This window comes from Streptomyces sp. NPDC006879 (assembly GCF_042869595.1).
In the GTDB taxonomy this organism is placed as follows: domain Bacteria; phylum Actinomycetota; class Actinomycetes; order Streptomycetales; family Streptomycetaceae; genus Streptomyces.
Genome location: NZ_JBIAGC010000041.1, coordinates 40,081 through 56,275, shown reverse-complemented (window position 1 = coordinate 56,275; position 16,195 = coordinate 40,081). Strand labels below are relative to the sequence as shown.

The 16,195-nt window shown below is 67.9% G+C and carries 10 protein-coding genes; 4 read left to right on the top strand and 6 right to left on the bottom strand.

Annotation, left to right across the window (positions count from 1 at the left end):
* Positions 1 to 613 precede the first annotated feature (613 nt).
* Positions 614 to 2,446: an ABC transporter ATP-binding protein gene (locus tag ACFYMC_RS24270; RefSeq protein ID WP_388528800.1), complete on the bottom strand. Its 1,833-nt coding sequence runs from the start codon at positions 2,444 to 2,446 to the stop codon at positions 614 to 616.
* A gap of 96 nt (positions 2,447 to 2,542) precedes the next feature.
* Here ACFYMC_RS24270 and ACFYMC_RS24265 point away from each other — a divergent pair, with 96 nt between their 5' ends.
* The 3 genes from ACFYMC_RS24265 to ACFYMC_RS24255 all read left to right on the top strand — a co-directional run bounded on the left by ACFYMC_RS24265 (position 2,543) and on the right by ACFYMC_RS24255 (position 6,827).
* Positions 2,543 to 3,001 (top strand): MarR family winged helix-turn-helix transcriptional regulator, encoded by a 459-nt coding sequence (locus ACFYMC_RS24265; protein ID WP_388528798.1) that lies wholly within the window; start codon positions 2,543 to 2,545, stop codon positions 2,999 to 3,001.
* 185 nt (positions 3,002 to 3,186) lie between these two features.
* Complete coding sequence (locus ACFYMC_RS24260; protein ID WP_388528796.1) at positions 3,187 to 5,049, top strand: ABC transporter transmembrane domain-containing protein; 1,863 nt, start codon at positions 3,187 to 3,189, stop codon at positions 5,047 to 5,049.
* A complete protein-coding gene (locus tag ACFYMC_RS24255) occupies positions 5,046 to 6,827 on the top strand; it encodes an ABC transporter ATP-binding protein (RefSeq protein ID WP_388528795.1) in 1,782 nt (593 codons plus the stop codon). The genes ACFYMC_RS24260 and ACFYMC_RS24255 overlap by 4 nt, the downstream gene beginning before the upstream one ends.
* A 93-nt stretch (positions 6,828 to 6,920) precedes the next feature.
* On the opposite strand, the gene ACFYMC_RS24250 is transcribed toward ACFYMC_RS24255, so the two are convergent.
* The 5 genes from ACFYMC_RS24250 to ACFYMC_RS24230 all read right to left on the bottom strand — a co-directional run bounded on the left by ACFYMC_RS24250 (position 6,921) and on the right by ACFYMC_RS24230 (position 13,517).
* The gene (locus ACFYMC_RS24250) at positions 6,921 to 8,174 is read right to left on the bottom strand and encodes a hypothetical protein (RefSeq protein ID WP_388528793.1); all 1,254 of its coding nucleotides are present in this window, start codon (positions 8,172 to 8,174) and stop codon (positions 6,921 to 6,923) included.
* The gene (locus tag ACFYMC_RS24245) at positions 8,171 to 8,728 is read right to left on the bottom strand and encodes a hypothetical protein (protein ID WP_388528791.1); all 558 of its coding nucleotides are present in this window, start codon (positions 8,726 to 8,728) and stop codon (positions 8,171 to 8,173) included. Before ACFYMC_RS24245 ends, ACFYMC_RS24250 begins: the two co-directional genes overlap by 4 nt.
* A 93-nt stretch (positions 8,729 to 8,821) precedes the next feature.
* Positions 8,822 to 11,722: a M48 family metalloprotease gene (locus tag ACFYMC_RS24240; protein ID WP_388528789.1), complete on the bottom strand. Its 2,901-nt coding sequence runs from the start codon at positions 11,720 to 11,722 to the stop codon at positions 8,822 to 8,824.
* Positions 11,722 to 12,294 (bottom strand): hypothetical protein, encoded by a 573-nt coding sequence (locus ACFYMC_RS24235; protein WP_388528787.1) that lies wholly within the window; start codon positions 12,292 to 12,294, stop codon positions 11,722 to 11,724. Before ACFYMC_RS24235 ends, ACFYMC_RS24240 begins: the two co-directional genes overlap by 1 nt.
* Positions 12,295 to 12,725: 431 nt before the next feature.
* Positions 12,726 to 13,517 carry a metal-dependent hydrolase gene (locus tag ACFYMC_RS24230; RefSeq protein ID WP_388528785.1) on the bottom strand — a complete coding sequence of 264 codons (792 nt, stop codon included), beginning with the start codon at positions 13,515 to 13,517 and terminating at the stop codon, positions 12,726 to 12,728.
* An 83-nt stretch (positions 13,518 to 13,600) separates the two neighbouring features.
* Between ACFYMC_RS24230 and ACFYMC_RS24225 the strand changes: the two genes are divergently transcribed.
* Positions 13,601 to 16,174: a DEAD/DEAH box helicase gene (locus ACFYMC_RS24225; RefSeq protein WP_388528783.1), complete on the top strand. Its 2,574-nt coding sequence runs from the start codon at positions 13,601 to 13,603 to the stop codon at positions 16,172 to 16,174.
* Positions 16,175 to 16,195: the final 21 nt, after the last annotated feature.

Genomic DNA, 16,195 nt, shown 5'->3' with positions numbered 1-16,195 from the left:
CCGCAGCCATTTCGTCCGGAGTCACACACCCACAACGCGACACACAACCCGAAGGACACGCACCACCAAACACGACCTGACCAAGCACTACTAGGGCGTGCTGCGAGAGTAGCGCCGTCCGTCCGGAGGGCAGGCCCCGCGGCCTCTGGTGCGGGCGCTCGCAAGGCGGAGGGCACCCTCGTGCCGGATGTACTTGGGTGATTCCGACAACGCGGCGAGCGTGCGTGCCAGGCGCCGCGGGGCAGGCGGGACTCGCGCAACACGCCCTAACTGCCTTTCCTGAGCCCACAGGATCGGTGGCAGGGAACAAGAGTCCTTCGGAGTTGCCAAGGGCTCCCCCGGGCAGAGGAACACCGGAAGTCCCAGCTGCCCGGCGGGCAGTGCCCGGGGGAAGACTCAGGCTTGGGTCCACTACTCCATAGACCTCCGCGGCCCGCCACCCGTCTGTGATGACCAGGACCCGCAACTGTTCTGGAGCACCTCGCGCTGAGAAGAGTTACGGCGCGAGCAACGCGGCGGTCAACGCCCCCATCGAGCCGAGAGTCGTAAGCCATACGCGAAGACCAATGTGGCGATAAGCTCCGTACCTGTATGCAACGGGGTGACGCACGCATCATTTCGCTGGCTCCGGAGCGAGCTCGGCATCACGCCGCACCAGTGCCGCGTAGTGCCCCTCGCGCTCCAGCAAGTCCCGGTGGGTGCCGCGCTCGACGATCCGCCCACCGTCCAGAACTACGATCTGATCGGCATCTCGGACCGTTGAGAGCCGATGAGCGATGGTTATCGTGGTGCGCCCCGCTGAAAGCGTGTCCAGGGCACGCTGCACGGCATGCTCCGTGCGTGTGTCCAGAGCACTGGTGGCCTCATCGAAGATGAGCACCGGGGGATTGCGCAGAATCGTACGAGCGATGGCGAGCCGCTGCTTCTCGCCCCCTGAGAAGCGGTAGCCGCGCTCGCCGACGAGAGTCTCATACCCCTCGGGCAGGGACAGGATGTGGTCATGGATCTGCGCGATCCTCGCAGCTTCGGCTATCTCCTCAGCTGTGGCGTCGGGCCGAGCGAAGCGCAAGTTGTCAGCGATGGAAGCATGAAAGAGGTAGGTCTCCTGCGAGACGACCCCGACAGCTCTGGCCAAGGAGTCGAAGTCCAAGTCCCTTACGTCGACGCCGTCAAGGGTCACCCGGCCCCGCGTAACGTCGTAGAGACGCGGAACGAGGTAACTCAGGGTGCTCTTACCGGAACCCGTGGCACCGACTATGGCCAGCGAACTTCCCGCGGAAACCGTCAGGTCGATATCACGAAGAGTGGCATCACCGGGACCGGCCTCATAGGCGAACTCGACCTTATCGAAGCGGACTTCACCCTTCACCTCATCGAGGCGGACAGGGTCCGCGGGTTCGGTGATGTCCACCGGAAGGTCCAGATACTCGAAGATCCGCGCAAAGAGGGCCAGCGAGGTCTGGATCTGCACGCCCGTCGACATAAGGCTGACCGCAGGACGAAAGAGCCCCTGCTGGAGGGTGACGAAGGCGACGAGCGTGCCCAGCGACAAGGCCGGGGCTCCTGTTTGCAGGGCGATACCGGCAGCCCAGTAGATCAGGGCTGGCATCGCCGCCATGACGATGCCGATGGTGGACATCCGCCACCGCCCCGCCATACTGGAGCGTACTTCCAGGTCGATCAGACGCTCCGACTCGATCTCGAAGGAGCGAGTCAGGGACTCGGCTCGCCCCATCGTGCGCCCCAGCAGGATCCCACTCACCGAAAGTGACTCGGTGACGGTTGCCGCCATGGCAGCCATCTGACGCTGCCGCTCGGTGGCTATCTTCTTGCGCTCGGCGCCCACCCGGCGGCTGATGGCGATGAAGACGGGCAGGAGCAGCAGCGACACCGCGGTCAGCCGCCAGTCGAGGGCGAGCATCGCCACCACCGTGGCCACCACGGCCGTGACGTTGGAGACGAGCGAAGTGGCCGTGGAGGTGACGGTGGCCTGCATGCCACCGATGTCGTTGGCGATGCGGGACTGGACCTCGCCTGTGCGGGTGCGGGTGAAGAAGGCCAGCGGCATCCGCTGCAACCTGGCGTAGACGGCGGTTCGCAGATCGTGCATGACTCTCTGCCCCACCGTGGTCGAAACGAAGGTCTGCAGGACCCCGAAGACACTGGTCACCACCGCGATGGCGATCATGCCCAGCACCAGCAGGCTGAGCAGGCCCGTACGACCCTGCGGAATGGCCGTGTCGAGGACCTCACGCAGCAGGAAGGGTGAAGCCACCGTCACCAGCGAGGAGGCGCAGACCAGCAGACCCACCAGAGCGAGGCGGCCACGATAGGGGCGGAAGAGGCGGACGATACGACGCAGCTCACGCGGCTGCGCCGCGGAAGACGCACGACGGGCATCGAGCGGACGCATCGGTGGTGTCCACTCGGGCTCTTGGGGGCGCATGGGCTCCTTTACACCGCATGAGACGACAGTCCTAAATGGAGCATAGCCCATTGTTACCTATGTACACAATGAATAGGGTCCTGATACCGTTCCCCCATGAGCACCGCCCCTGCGTCGATCGCCACGTCCGATCCCGACGGGATACTGGCCGAGCAGTTGCTCCGCCTCACCCGCCGGCTCCATCGCATCCACAAGCGGCATTTGGAGCCGTTGGGAATCACGCCGGCGCAGTCCCGGCTGCTCCGCACGCTCGCCCACTACGAGCAGCCGCCCAGGATGGCGGACCTCGCCGCGCAGCTGGAGGTGGTCCCGCGCGCCGTGACCACCGTCGTAGACGGCCTGGAGGCCGCCGACCGGGTACGACGCGTGTCCGATCCCAAGAACCGGCGGGTCGTCCTGATCGAGATCACCGAGGCCGGCCGCGCCACACTGCGGCAACTGCGCGAAGTCCGGCGGGCAGCGGCGGAGGACATACTCGCCCCTCTGGACACCGACCAGCGCAAGGCACTCGGCGGTCTCCTCACCGCCCTGGCCACCGAGTCGGAATGCCGCTGAGGCTTTCGCCTCCCCCGGTGAGTCAGCGCATTCGGCCAGCCCCGATGCCCCGTCAGGGATGACAGAGCGCCCGCTGGCCGGCGGGCCTGCGCACGGTCTCGAAAATCGATTGTGCGGAGGTGGTCCGGAAAGCGAACCTTGCATGGTTTGAACTCTCCACCGAGCCAACCAAGCCTTGGGACGTCATGCAGATCAGCGATCTTCCCTATCCGGATCCTGGGCTACCGGATACTCGGTCCGGTCCCCGCCTTCTGCTGTGGCTCGGCCGCAACCAGCTCGGCATGCAACTGCGCAGCTTGGCCTGGGGCCTCCTCCACCACTGCGGCATCGCCGGCCTCCCCTTCGCCGTGGGCGCCGGCGTCAGCGCCGCCGTCGAGCGCGACGGAGGGCGACTGGCCTGGGTCAGCGCCTTGATCGTGGCGCTCGGTGCCGCTATCGCGATCGGTGAGACCATGCTGCACCGCACCGCCGTGACCAACTGGATCACCGCTGCGGCCCGCGTACAGCAGTTGCTCGCCCGCAAGGCCGCCGAACTCGGCTCGGTGCTGACCCGGCGGGTCGCCGCCGGCGAGGTCGTCGCGGTTTCCACCGGGGACGTGGAGAAGATCGGCTGGTTCGTTGAAGCAGTCTCTCGTTTCCTGGCCGCCTTCGTGTCCGTGGTGATCATCTGTACGGCACTCCTGCTGTACGTACCCGCATTGGGGATGATCGTCGCCATCGGCGTTCCCGTACTGGCGCTGGCCGTACTTCCCCTCCTCCCCAAGGCCACCCACCGCGCCGACCTGCAGCGTGAGAAGGCGGGCAGGGCCACCGAACTCGCCTCCGACACCGTGGCGGGCCTGCGGGTACTCCGTGGGATCGGAGGCGAGGAGCTGTTCCTCGGACGTTACCGCGCGGCCTCACAGGAAGTCCGGGAGGCAGCCGTGCGCAGCGCCCGCATGTGGGCGCTGATCTCCGCGGTCCAGGTGCTCCTGCCGGGCCTGCTGATGATCACGGTGGTTTGGTACGGGGCGACTGTCGCCCTCCAGGGTCGGATCACGGTGGGTGAACTCGTCGCCGTCTACAGCGCGGTGGCGCTGATGATGTACCCGATGCGCCACTTCGAGGAGATCGCCATGGCGTACTCCTTCTCTCGCCCCTCCGCGCAACGCGCCGCCCGGGTCCTGGCGTTGTCCCGCAGCGCGGCGGCCAGCCCGGGGCGCCCCGCGCACGGCTGTGAGGTACCTGACGGCGACCTGTACGACCCCGTCACCGGGCTGTCGGCGCCCTCCGGGCTGTTCACCGCCGTGGTGTGCGGCGATCCGGACCTCGCTGGGGAGACTGCGAGCAGGCTCGGCGGGCATGCCGAGCCCGCCGCCACGGGCACGCAAGCAGAGTCGGTACGGCTGGGCGGCGTCGCGCTGGACTCGCTGACGCTACGAAGTGCACGCTCGTTGGTCCTCGTCCAGGACAAGGACCCGGTTCTCCTCTCCGGGACCCTGCGCGAACTCTTCGAGGTGCCCTCCTCCGGGGCGGTGGACGCCACGACCGCACTGGATGCCGCGCAGTGCGGCGACGTACTCGACGCGATCTTGCAGTCGGCTGCGGAAGGCGTCACCGACCCGCTGGACGCACGCATCACCGAGCGTGGACGCTCGTTGTCCGGCGGACAGCGACAGCGACTCGCGCTGGCCCGGTCACTGGTGACAGACCCACAGGTACTGGTTCTGGACGAGCCGACTTCCGCGGTGGACTCGCACACCGAGGCCCGGGTAGCGCAGAGCGTCTCCGCTCTGCGCAAGCAGCGCACCACCGTGGTCTTCACCTCCTCCCCCCTGCTGCTCGATCGCGCGGACAGAGTGGTGTTCGTCCACGAGGCTCGCGCTGTGGCGGCCGGAAGTCATCGCGAGCTCCTACACGATCCCCGATACCGAGCCGTCGTCACACGGGAAACCGAGACCGAGGAGCACCTGGTGAGCCGCCCTTCCTCCCGAACAGGCCCGAAGACGAGCCTGTCCTCGGCCAGCGGAGATCTGCGTGATCGACCCGAGATCGGGGAGTCGGCATGATCGGCGTCGCCCCACCCGCGTACGACCCTGCCGCCCCCGAGGCAGCCACGACTCTGCCCGTGGGCGGTCCGGCCACGGTGCGCAGCTATGTCCGCAGCTTGCTTCGAAGGCATCGGCGGGCCTTCATCCTGCTGGTCTGCGCCAACGCGATCGCGGTGATCGCTTCCATGGTCGGCCCGTACCTGCTGGGCATGGTCGTCGACGATCTGACGCGGGGCGCGCGCGAGCTCCACCTGGGCCGGACGGCGCTGTTCTTCGCAGTCGCGCTGGTCACACAGACGCTGTTCACCCGCCTCATGCGACTGCGGGGGGCGATGCTGGGCGAGGAGATGCTCGCCGATCTGCGCGAAGACTTCCTGGTGCGTTCGGTCGGACTGCCGCCTGGAGTACTGGAACGAGCCGGTACCGGAGATCTCCTGTCGCGGATCACCACCGATGTCGACCGGCTGGCCAACGCGATGCGGGAAGCCGTACCTCAGTTGGCCATCGGCCTGGTGTGGGCGACCCTGCTGTTCGGCGCACTCACCGTGACCGCTCCCCCGCTGGCGTTGGCCGCGCTGGTGGCACTTCCGGTGCTGGTCATCGTTTGCCGCTGGTACTTCAGACGGGCGCCCTCGGCGTACCGTTCGGAGGCCGCCGGGTACGCGGCGGTGGCGGCGATGCTAGCGGAGACGGTGGACGCGGGTGGAACCATCGAGGCGTACCGCCTCGGGGAGCGCCGCGTGGCCCTCTCCGACCGCCGGATCAAGCAGTGGGTCGACTGGGAGCGCTACACCCTTTGGCTCCGCTCGGTGTTGTTCCCCGTCGTCAACGTCACCTACGTGATGATCCTGGGAACCGTTCTCGTCGTCGGTGGGTACGGCGTGCTGGAGGGCTGGCTGAGCGTGGGCCAGCTGACCACCGGCGCCCTTCTGGCGCAGATGATGGTTGACCCCATCGGTTTGATCTTGCGGTGGTACGACGAACTCCAGGTGGCACAGGTTTCCCTGGCCCGGCTCGTGGGCGTCCGTGACATCGAGCCCGACAGCGGTGACGAGCGCCTGGTGCCGCAGGGGCGGACGGTCCGCGCCGAGGGGGTGCGCTTCGGCTATCGCGACGGCGTGGACGTGCTCCACGAGGTGAGCCTCAAGGTGCCGCCGGGCACCCGGGTCGCGCTGGTGGGTCCCTCAGGTGCCGGCAAGTCCACGCTCGGCAGGCTGCTGGCGGGCATCTACGCACCGCGTAGGGGCGCGGTGACTCTGGGGGGCACATCGCTGTCTTCGATGCCCGCCGAAGTGGTGCGCACGCATGTGGCGCTGGTGAACCAGGAGCACCATGTGTTCGTCGGGAGTCTACGCGACAACCTTCGGCTCGCTCGCGCGGACGCCGGGGATCCTGCGTTGTGGGCGGCTCTCGAAGCCGTGGACGCGGACGGCTGGGCCAGGGCCCTGACCAGTGGTCTCGATACGGAGCTGGGCTCGGGTGCCCAGAGCCTCACCCCTGCTCAGGCCCAGCAGATCGCATTGGCTCGGCTGGTGCTGGCGAACCCGCACACCCTGGTGCTGGACGAGGCGACCTCGTTGCTGGATCCGCGGGCGGCACGACATCTGGAGCGATCACTGGCGAGAGTGCTGGCGGGGCGCACCGTAGTGGCGATCGCGCACAGGCTGCACACTGCCCACGACGCGGACGTGATCGCGGTCGTGGAGGGGGGAAGGATCAGCGAGCTGGGCAGCCACAAGGAACTCGTCATGGCGGACGGTGCCTACGCCGCGCTGTGGCGCTCCTGGCACGGCTGACCGGCGAGGTGGCCCGCTCCCAGGCGCCGCGGTTTCGCGGTTTCGCGAGCACTTTCCGCGTGATCATGGCGGACAGAAGCGGCGCGGGCACGGTCAGCTGGGCGGCGGCAGGTCCGCAAGGGCGGCGACCTTCTTGCTGTTGTCCACCGCCAGCCGCACCAGGCGCGTGTACTCCGCTTCGGTGAGCGCGACATCGGAGGTGACGATCCGACCGTGGTACTTGCCACGGCTCGGCCCGCCGGCCGGAACTGAGGGGCCGGTGCCGGTGCACGACAGGTCGGTCGACTGGCCCGGCTTGACCAGGACGGCGCCCGAGCAGTCGGCGCCGACCTTCACCGGCGCCCCGTCCCGCTCTATGGTCCACGCGTAGTTCACCTGGACAGGTTCGGAAGCTTCGGAAGCTGCGGTGGAACCGAGGAAGGTGACGGTGGTCCGGGCCTTGAAGATGCAGAGGGTCGGGGCGCAATCGCCCTCGTAGTCCGTGAGGATCTGGGTGGTCACGCGGATCCGCGGGTTGACCGCTACGTGGGTCATGGTGAGCTTCGACTGGAAGTCGGCGGAGAACCGCTTCACCTCCAGCCGGGACATCGCCTTGATGGTGAGGACGGTCGATCCGCCTGGGAAGCTGATGCGATCGACGAAGCGAGCGCCTCCCACCCGTTCTTGCCCCAGACAGAAGGTCATGGAGTCGCCACGGACGGGGGTGCAGGTGTGATCGCCTGTGCTTACCGCCTCGCCGACGGTGATCTCCTCGTCGGGGACCTTCTCCAGCAGCAGGGCTTTCGCCAGCGCCGGAGGTGTCAGGGCCGTGGCCAGGTCTTGAGAGAAGAGCAGGCCCGGCCCGACCAGGCGGGGTTGTTCCGCCAACAGCTCGGACTTGTCGGCCATACCGATCGACCGCCATGCTTCAGCGTTTCCCCTCAGGAAGGACTTGCCCGCTATGGCGACGAAGTCGAGCGCGGGGCTCTCGGGCATCGTCAACGTACCGAGTGCGTCACCGGGGTTACTGACGACCAGGTCCAAGCGGGCTTCGCCTTGACCCTTGACGTCGATGGTGCCCGCGTAGTGCAGAGCCGGGGCGTCGCGCAACAACGCCGCGGAGCGGGCCAGGTCGGAGCGCACGGAGGACGGGGGGCCGCCCGGCCCCCCGGCTCTGATGGCCCACAGGAGCAGCCCGACGGTGGCGAGGGCCAGTGCGCCCAGCGCGATGAGTACGGCACGCTGCCATGACCGACCACGCCGGGGTGACTGTTCGCCGGCGTTCTCCTCATGTCCGTCGTCGCCTTCGCCCACGGCGGGCGGCAGCGGCTGTCCCGGAGGGACGGGTCGCGCAGGGTCGTCCGTCATCCTCCCCCACCGACCTTCCCGCTGCGCGGAGTGAGGCAGGTGACGGGAATGATCGTGGGATAGGTGTAGGACTCCTTCGCCACGACCTTGCCGTCGATGACGATACGGCAGGTGGTGGTGCCGGTGCCCGCGATGTCCTCGCGCTTGGGTATGGACCCCGTGGTGCAGGAGTCGCCCCCGGTCGCACGGCCGATACAGCCAGTCCCGTTGGCCGACAGGGATATCCACGGGTTCTTGCCGGCCACGGTGAGTGTGACCTTCCAGGGGGATTCCGCCGACAGCTCCCCCTCGCCCTCCGCCCCGATCGCGATGATCCCCTGTGGTCCGGTAGCCGAACCGAAGTAGTTGATCGCTATCGGCCTGCCGTAGTCGGAGGTAGCCTCCAGTACGACGGTGTGGTGCTCACCGGCTTCCTCGGTCTTGGGTCTGTCGCTGCTGTCGCTGCCGCAGGCGGTCAGCGCGAGTGCTGAGCTCAGCCCGAACATCGCGACCCGTCCGGCCGCGCCGCGTAATCGCCGCCTGCGTTTCCTGGCGGTTCCCCCCTCGTTCAGCATGGTGCGACTGTAGAGGCGATTGCTGAAAGAGACCACGGTTCCATCCGATTGTCACGCACCTGCCATAGCGGCCGGTAGCTCCTCACGACTTGTTCACGACGCTTTGGATCGGATCGCACCCGTCTCGGCAAGCCAGTAGAACATCGCACCCGCCGAATCGACGGCGAACTGGTGAGCCCTTGTGGCGACTCGGGCAGTCGCAACGCTCGGCTGAGCGGCAAGACCTCGGCACGCGGTGGCCAACTGCTGATAGTGGACGAGCGTTTGTGACCACACCCGTTGTCCGGCCGGGTCGGGGACGGTGAAGTAGGCACCGGCTCGCTCCGTCGCCCGGGCCAGGCCGTCGCACGCGGCGCCCATCTTGCTCATCTCCCTGAGGAACTGCGCGTCGGAAGTGGTCTTCGCCACGGCCTTGAACACGGCGGTGTAGTCCCGCTCCGCCTTGGAGAGCGCCTGAATGTGGGTCAGGCCCCCGACAGCTGCCCACGCTTGGCCCTGGATCCGCGCCATCGGCGCCGAAGGGGCCTGCGTCGACTGATCCAGCATTTGCTCCGGCGGCCGGGAAAGCCGAGTGGTCGGGCCGGACGCCTGGACGGTGAGCACTGTCGTGCCGGCCCCGGCCACGACCAACGCGATGGCCACCACTCGGGCACCACGCTGCCGCCCCCGGCTCAGTGGCCGTTCCGCAGTGGACGGCGTTGCCGGGTGCCTCCCGATTCGGCCGATCCCTCGCCAGAGCAGCCTGGCGCCACGGCCAGCGAAGGCGGACAGGCCGGCCACCAGCGTCCCCAGGGCCAGAACATAGGCCAGCTCGATCCTCACCAGGGGCCAGGCCGCGTCCGGCCACCATCTGCACGTGGTGGTCATGGTGTTGAGCGGACCGAGGCAGCCGTCCGTACTCATCAGGAGGTAGGTGCCCCCCGCGCCGAGCAGCGCGGTGATACCCGCCACGATCAGCCCAGCCAACAGCCACGCCGAGTCCGTCACCGCGGCGACGACCGCGGCCGTCAGTGCCATCGCCCCACAGATCACCAGGACGGGCCACATCAGGTGCACGAGTTGGAACGGGCCCGACATGCGCACGGCCGCCGGGTCCGGTGTATGCATGTGGGCCAGCGCAAACGCCAGCCCTGCCCAGCAGACGAGTCCGCCGGCCAGCCCGGCAGCCAGCAGTCGGCTAGGCCCGGACGGGTGCGGGGCCAGGGGTGAACCGTTGTCCGGCAGCACTGCAAGCCATTTCGGGCGGCGCACCGAAGGGCGAGTGGCCAGCGTGAGCAGCGGAAGCATCCAGAGGAGGACCCCGGCCCACCACAGACTCTCGGTGGAGGCGACGGTGCCCGGAAGGACGCCCACCACCGCGATGACTTCAAGCAACGGGCCGATGTGCGGGGGAGGCAGACCGGGCAGACCGTACGAGCCGAGGAGCCCAGCCGTGGTGTAGGGCCACCCGTCGGTCAGGAACTCGCCCTGTCCGTACCACCAGGACAGCACGGAGGCGAGTGCGAGCGAGGGCGCTGCCAGGCCCACGAACACAGCCGGGCCAAGGGAGCGCCCCCGCCAGGACCTGAGCGACCACCCGGCATACTGCCCGGTCCACGTCATCACCAGGACCAGCGCGGCCACGAGGATCACAAGTGCTTCGGGATGCGCTGGCAGCCAGTGGTTATACGCGGCCTGCGGGCCGGTCAACTCGCCCACCAGGATGCCGGATCCGAGCCACAGCCCGACGGGCCATCCCGGTGGGGCCGGTCGTCGCGTGAGGAGGGCGTACAGCACGGCACGCCAGAGCGCGACGCCGCCGATGCCCACCACGACCCCCGCGACGAGCACCGCCTTTGCCGGTAGGGCACCGTATGGCAGGAGAGTACCCAGATGCCAGGCGAGGATGTCGGCGGCGAGGCCGGTGAGGAACAGGGGTAACCCGTCGAGCGCGAACAGCGCCTTCGGGTCGGTCAGTGATGTGCGGCGCAGCGCCCATGACGGGTGCGCGCGCCAGAGCTCGACGAACCCGGTGGACAGCCTCGGCCACACACCGGAGCGCTGCCGAGCGGGGACCTCCCACGGCTCCCGGCTCGTGCCCCAGCGTGCTGCCATCCGGTCGGCGTAGATCTCACGGTTGCGCAAGATCCCCGCGCGGGTGAGGTAGACCGCCAGCACGATCAGGCCACCGAGGACCACGTTGTGCGTGTTGAAGGGGGCGAACGTGCCCCGGGCGTCCGGGGTACCGGTGAAGAAGAGGATGTTCAGGCCCGCAGCTGCCCAGGGAAGCAGGACCAGCACGAAGAACACCCGCCACAAGGCAATGGTGGCATAGGTGATTCCGATGTCCCCGTTGCGCAGGTGCGCGAGCTCGTGCAGCACCACGGCGCGGAACCGGTCGCGTTGCGTGCCGCTCGTGGCGACCAGAGCGCCGTCGAGGCAGACCGTGGGCGCGCGCCAGCGGCCGAACGTGACAGCGCTGGCCGTAGACGCCGCCGGGTCGACGACGAAACGGGGTGGGCGGCTGAGCCCGGCGACGGCCACCAACTCGTCGAGCAGCGGTCGCAGCTCGCCGTGCACGTCCATCGCGTCCACGGGTACGACCTTGGAGCGCCTCGTCCGCCACACCGGCAGGAGCCAGTACACCGCGAGGGCCGCGACGATCGCCCCGGCGCCCACGCCGAGCGACACTCCGCCGAACTCCTGACGGTACTGCGCCACGCATGTCTTGAACGCGGACGCGTTCTGGGTGTACTGCACGAAACTGGCGTTCATGGACGCACTGGGGTCAAGGCCTGCCGCCAGCCAGCAGCCCACCTCCTTGTCGGCCTTCTCGCTCGATGCGAGGAAATGCCAGACGGTCCGGGGGACCATGCTCGCGCCCGCCGCGGCCAACAACAGCAGGAGCAGCACGAAGCGCAATGTCGTGCCGGCGGCGAGCACCCGCTCGTCGAGCGGTGGGGAGGCAGGCCGTTCCCCCGCCTCCGGATCGGCATCGGCGGGCGCGGCGACCATCACGCCTCGCTACCGGCCGGACCGGTTGGGTCGGTTGAGCCACTTGGGCTGTCCGGACCGCCCGGCCCAGGCTCGCGGTCCTCCGGGCCGGCCAGCGCCAACCTGGCCACCACCGCGTCGGCGATCGTCAACGCGCGCTCCTGCCCCAGGCCTCGCTGCACAGCCATTTCCAGCACTGACTTCCTTACGTCGGCCAGCTGTTCGCGAGTCAGCGCAGGAACCATCACTGGTCCGTCAGACTTGCGCAGGAGCTTGCGCAGCACGGACCCCGCCCGGCTGACCGTGCCGTCCACCGCGGCGCCCACGATCCGCTGCGCCGCCTGGTCCACCGCCAGCCACACCACGGGAGTCACCAGCGCGGCGATCTCACCGAGGCCGAAGCCCAGGGTCTCGCGACGCCGGCTACGGCCGCTCAGGCGCCGTACGACCCTCGCGTCGTCGAACCCGGACAACCCTGCCACCAACGGCAGTTCCTCCGGGGCCACCTCGGCAACCACGTCACGAACCACGTCGCGTACCCGCCCTTGCGACGTGTCCCTCTGGCCGCCGGACCGAGCTGCTTGGGAACCCATGCCACCCCCGTGATCAGTTCCGGTGCGCCCAGGCCAACCAGCGCACCGGCTCTCACCCTGACCGAACGGGCCACCACGGAGCAAGACCCGACAGTGATGCCGCGCCAGCGCCGGAGGGGAACACAGGTCCCCCACCCTCAGGTGGTGGTTCCGCTCCCTTCCAGGGGCCCGAGGGTCGAGCACGACCTCGCGTCACGACACTCCCAGCTCACCACCGCCCCGGCGAGCAGTCGGAATATGGCCGGTGATCGCCGGTCGGCCATCCAGCACTCCGCCCGACCTCGCAAGCTCACCCGAGGAGGCCCGAACCACCTGTGGAGGCAGTCGCTGTCGTTCCACCCGCCCGATCCAGAGTCCGCTACCGACAGCCCGGCAGGCGCCCTGCCCAACGACCCTCCGGCAAGCACCCCCGGACCTTGAGAGGGCGGGCCTCAGATGAAGTTCAAGGCGGCGGCCCCGCCGACACCTCCAAGGACCATGAACGCCGGCATCAGAACCTTCAGCTCCACCCAGCTGCCAGCGCGAAAACGCATGGACTTCGGAGGGCCGAGCGGGTACCAACGCTTGCCTGCGATGGGGATCGGCCAAAGGATCGGGCAGCCCGAGACCGTCAAGGAATCGCCGATGTCGTGGACGAGGGCGCCGAGCACGATCGGCAGCCCCAACCAGAGGTACTCCTGTCCGGGCGAGGTGAACAGCCAGCTCGCCCCCTTGCCCGGCTCGTCGAGCACGCCGGCCAGGATCCAGGCGCTGGTAGCGCCCAGCAGCCAGACGAGGATGTCACTGGAGACCCGCGCTGCCCGCCACAGGAGACCTTCCACGGCAAGGACGAGGTGCACGAAGAGAATCGCCAGTACACCCCAGCGTTCGGCCGTCACCGCGAGAGCAGAAGCGCCGCCGCCGATGAGTGCGGCCCACAGCCAGGTGTGAGTCAGGGTTCGGTGCCCGCCGGAGCGCCGGGGATCGCGTGAGGAACGAGTCGCCTTGTACACAGCATAGGAAATCTTGTCGACGATCTCGCAGAGCCCGCGCGACAAGGGACCGAAGGCCCGCGAGATGGTGGCGGACTTGTGGTCCAGATCAGGGGCGAGCGCGGCGCCGGCGCATATCAGGGCGCCGATGACCAGGACCGGCCAGGGCATCGCATGGCCCGCGGCAGCGGTGGCAGCTCCCACCCCCAGCCATGCTGCCGCCCCAGAGAGTGAGTGCGCCGGTCCCATCATCGTCGTTCCCGCCCCATTGCTGTTGTGGTGGGACCCGTTCGACTGCATCTCCAGGGCCCGGTGGACGGCACAGCGTATCGTTTGTGATCTTCTTAGCGTCCGCCGGTTCCCTCTTGCGGGCGGAAGCCAGGCAAGATGGTGTGGTGACCCTCATTGACCAGCTGCCGCCCAACGCCGACCCCGACGCTCTCTTCGACGCTTTTTCCTCGTGGGCGCAGGACCAGGGCATCTCCCTGTATCCAGCTCAGGAGGAGGCACTGATCGAGGTCGTCTCTGGTGCGAATGTGATCCTGTCCACTCCCACGGGTTCCGGAAAGAGCCTGGTGGCGGCGGGGGCGCATTTCACCGCGCTGGCACAGGACAAGGTCACTTTCTACACCGCGCCCATCAAGGCGCTGGTCTCGGAGAAGTTCTTCGATCTGTGCAAGCTGTTCGGCACGGAGAACGTCGGCATGCTCACCGGGGATGCCTCCGTGAACGCAGACGCACCGGTGATCTGCTGTACGGCCGAGGTGCTGGCGTCCATCGCGCTCAGGGACGGCAAGGACGCCGACATCGGCCAGGTCGTGATGGACGAGTTCCATTTCTATGCCGAACCGGATCGAGGCTGGGCCTGGCAGATCCCGCTGCTGGAGCTCCCCCAGGCCCAGTTCGTCTTGATGTCTGCGACGTTGGGGGACGTTTCCCGCTTCGAGGAGGACCTGACGCGGCGCACCGGTCGCCCCACTTCGGTGGTGCGCTCGGCCACCCGGCCGGTACCGCTGTCGTACGAGTACGTCACGACCCCCATCACCGAAACGATCACTGAACTGCTGGAGATCAGGCAGGCGCCGGTCTATATCGTGCACTTCACCCAGGCCCAGGCGGTCGAACGGGCACAGTCGTTGATGAGCATCAATATGTGCACGCGGGAGGAGAAGGACCGGATCGCCGAGTTGATCGGCAACTTCCGCTTCACCACCAAGTTCGGTCGGAACCTCTCCCGCTACGTTCGGCACGGCATCGGGGTACACCATGCCGGCATGCTCCCGAAGTACCGGAGGCTGGTGGAGAAGCTCGCCCAGGCCGGACTGCTGAAGGTGATCTGCGGTACCGACACCCTGGGAGTGGGCGTCAACGTCCCCATCCGCACGGTGCTGTTCACGGCCCTCACCAAGTACGACGGCGCCCGGGTGCGGACCCTGCGCGCTCGCGAGTTCCACCAGATCGCAGGCCGGGCGGGGCGTGCCGGATTCGACACGGCCGGCTTCGTGGTGGCGCAGGCACCCGAACACGTCATCGAGAACGAGAAGGCGTTGGCCAAGGCCGGTGACGACCCCAAGAAGCGTCGCAAGGTGGTTCGAAAGAAGGCTCCCGAGGGCTTCGTCGCATGGTCCGACACGACCTTCGAGAAGCTCATCGCCGCCGAGCCTGAGCAACTGACCTCCCGTTTCAAGGTCACCAACATCATGCTGCTCTCGGTGATCGCGCGTCCGGGGGACGCCTTCACCGCGATGCGCAGGCTGCTTGAGGACAACCACGAGCCGCGTAAGAACCAGTTGCGGCACATCCGGCGCGCCATCGCGATCTACCGCTCCCTCTTGGACGGTGGAGTGGTGGAGCAGTTGGATTCCCCTGACGCCGAGGGCCGCCGAATCCGCCTGACCGTGGACCTACAGCAGGACTTCGCCCTCAACCAGCCGCTGTCGACCTTCGCGCTCGCCAGCTTCGACCTGCTGGACCCACAGTCGCCCTCCTACGCACTGGACATGGTCTCCGTCGTGGAGTCCACCCTGGACGACCCTCGACAGATCCTGGCGGCCCAGCAGAACAAGGCCCGTGGCGAAGCGGTGTCCGCGATGAAGGCGGATGGCATCGAGTACGAGGAGCGCATGGAACGCCTCCAGGAGGTCTCGTACCCCAAGCCTCTTGAGGAACTGCTCCTCCACGCTTACGAGGTCTACCGAAGGAGCCACCCGTGGGTAGGTGATCATCCGGTGTCCCCGAAGTCCATTATTCGGGACATGTACGAGCGTGCGCTGACCTTCACCGAGTTCACCTCGGTCTATGAGCTGGCCCGCACCGAGGGGATCGTCCTGCGCTATCTCGCCAGCGCCTACAAGGCGCTGGACCACACGATCCCCGACGACCTGAAGTCGGAGGATCTGGAGGACCTGATCGCTTGGCTGGGCGAGATGGTGCGCCAGGTCGACTCCAGCCTGTTGGACGAGTGGGAGCAGCTCGCCAATCCCGAGGTGGAGACGGCGGAGGAGGCACAGGAGAAGGCCGACCAGGTCCGGCCGGTCACTTCGAACGCCCGCGCCTTCCGGGTACTGGTGCGCAACGCCATGTTCCGCCGCGTGGAGCTCGCGGCACTGGACCATGTGGCGGAGCTCGGCGCGTTGGACGGCGAGTCCGGTTGGGACGAAGACGCCTGGGGTGGAGCCATGGACGCCTACTGGGAGGAGTACGAGGACCTGGGCACCGGTCCCGATGCCCGCGGTCCGAAGCTGCTGATGATCGAAGAGGACGCGCAGCACGGTCTGTGGCGCGTGCGCCAGACCTTCGCCGACCCGAAGGGTGACCACGACTGGGGCATCAGCGCCGAGGTCGATCTTGCAGCCTCCGACGAGGAGGGCCGTGCGGTGGTACGGGTCACCTCGGTCGGACAGATGTGAGGATCCCCTGGAATCCGACCG

Excerpts from the sequence above, each read along its gene's own strand:
- ACFYMC_RS24270 (WP_388528800.1), bottom strand. The coding sequence starts at position 2,446 with ATGCGCCCCCAAGAGCCCGAGTGGACACCACCGATGCGTCCGCTCGAT.
- ACFYMC_RS24265 (WP_388528798.1), top strand. The coding sequence starts at position 2,543 with ATGAGCACCGCCCCTGCGTCGATCGCCACGTCCGATCCCGACGGGATA.
- ACFYMC_RS24260 (WP_388528796.1), top strand. The coding sequence starts at position 3,187 with ATGCAGATCAGCGATCTTCCCTATCCGGATCCTGGGCTACCGGATACT.
- ACFYMC_RS24255 (WP_388528795.1), top strand. The coding sequence starts at position 5,046 with ATGATCGGCGTCGCCCCACCCGCGTACGACCCTGCCGCCCCCGAGGCA.
- ACFYMC_RS24250 (WP_388528793.1), bottom strand. The coding sequence starts at position 8,174 with ATGACGGACGACCCTGCGCGACCCGTCCCTCCGGGACAGCCGCTGCCG.
- ACFYMC_RS24245 (WP_388528791.1), bottom strand. The coding sequence starts at position 8,728 with ATGCTGAACGAGGGGGGAACCGCCAGGAAACGCAGGCGGCGATTACGC.
- ACFYMC_RS24240 (WP_388528789.1), bottom strand. The coding sequence starts at position 11,722 with ATGGTCGCCGCGCCCGCCGATGCCGATCCGGAGGCGGGGGAACGGCCT.
- ACFYMC_RS24235 (WP_388528787.1), bottom strand. The coding sequence starts at position 12,294 with ATGGGTTCCCAAGCAGCTCGGTCCGGCGGCCAGAGGGACACGTCGCAA.
- ACFYMC_RS24230 (WP_388528785.1), bottom strand. The coding sequence starts at position 13,517 with ATGATGGGACCGGCGCACTCACTCTCTGGGGCGGCAGCATGGCTGGGG.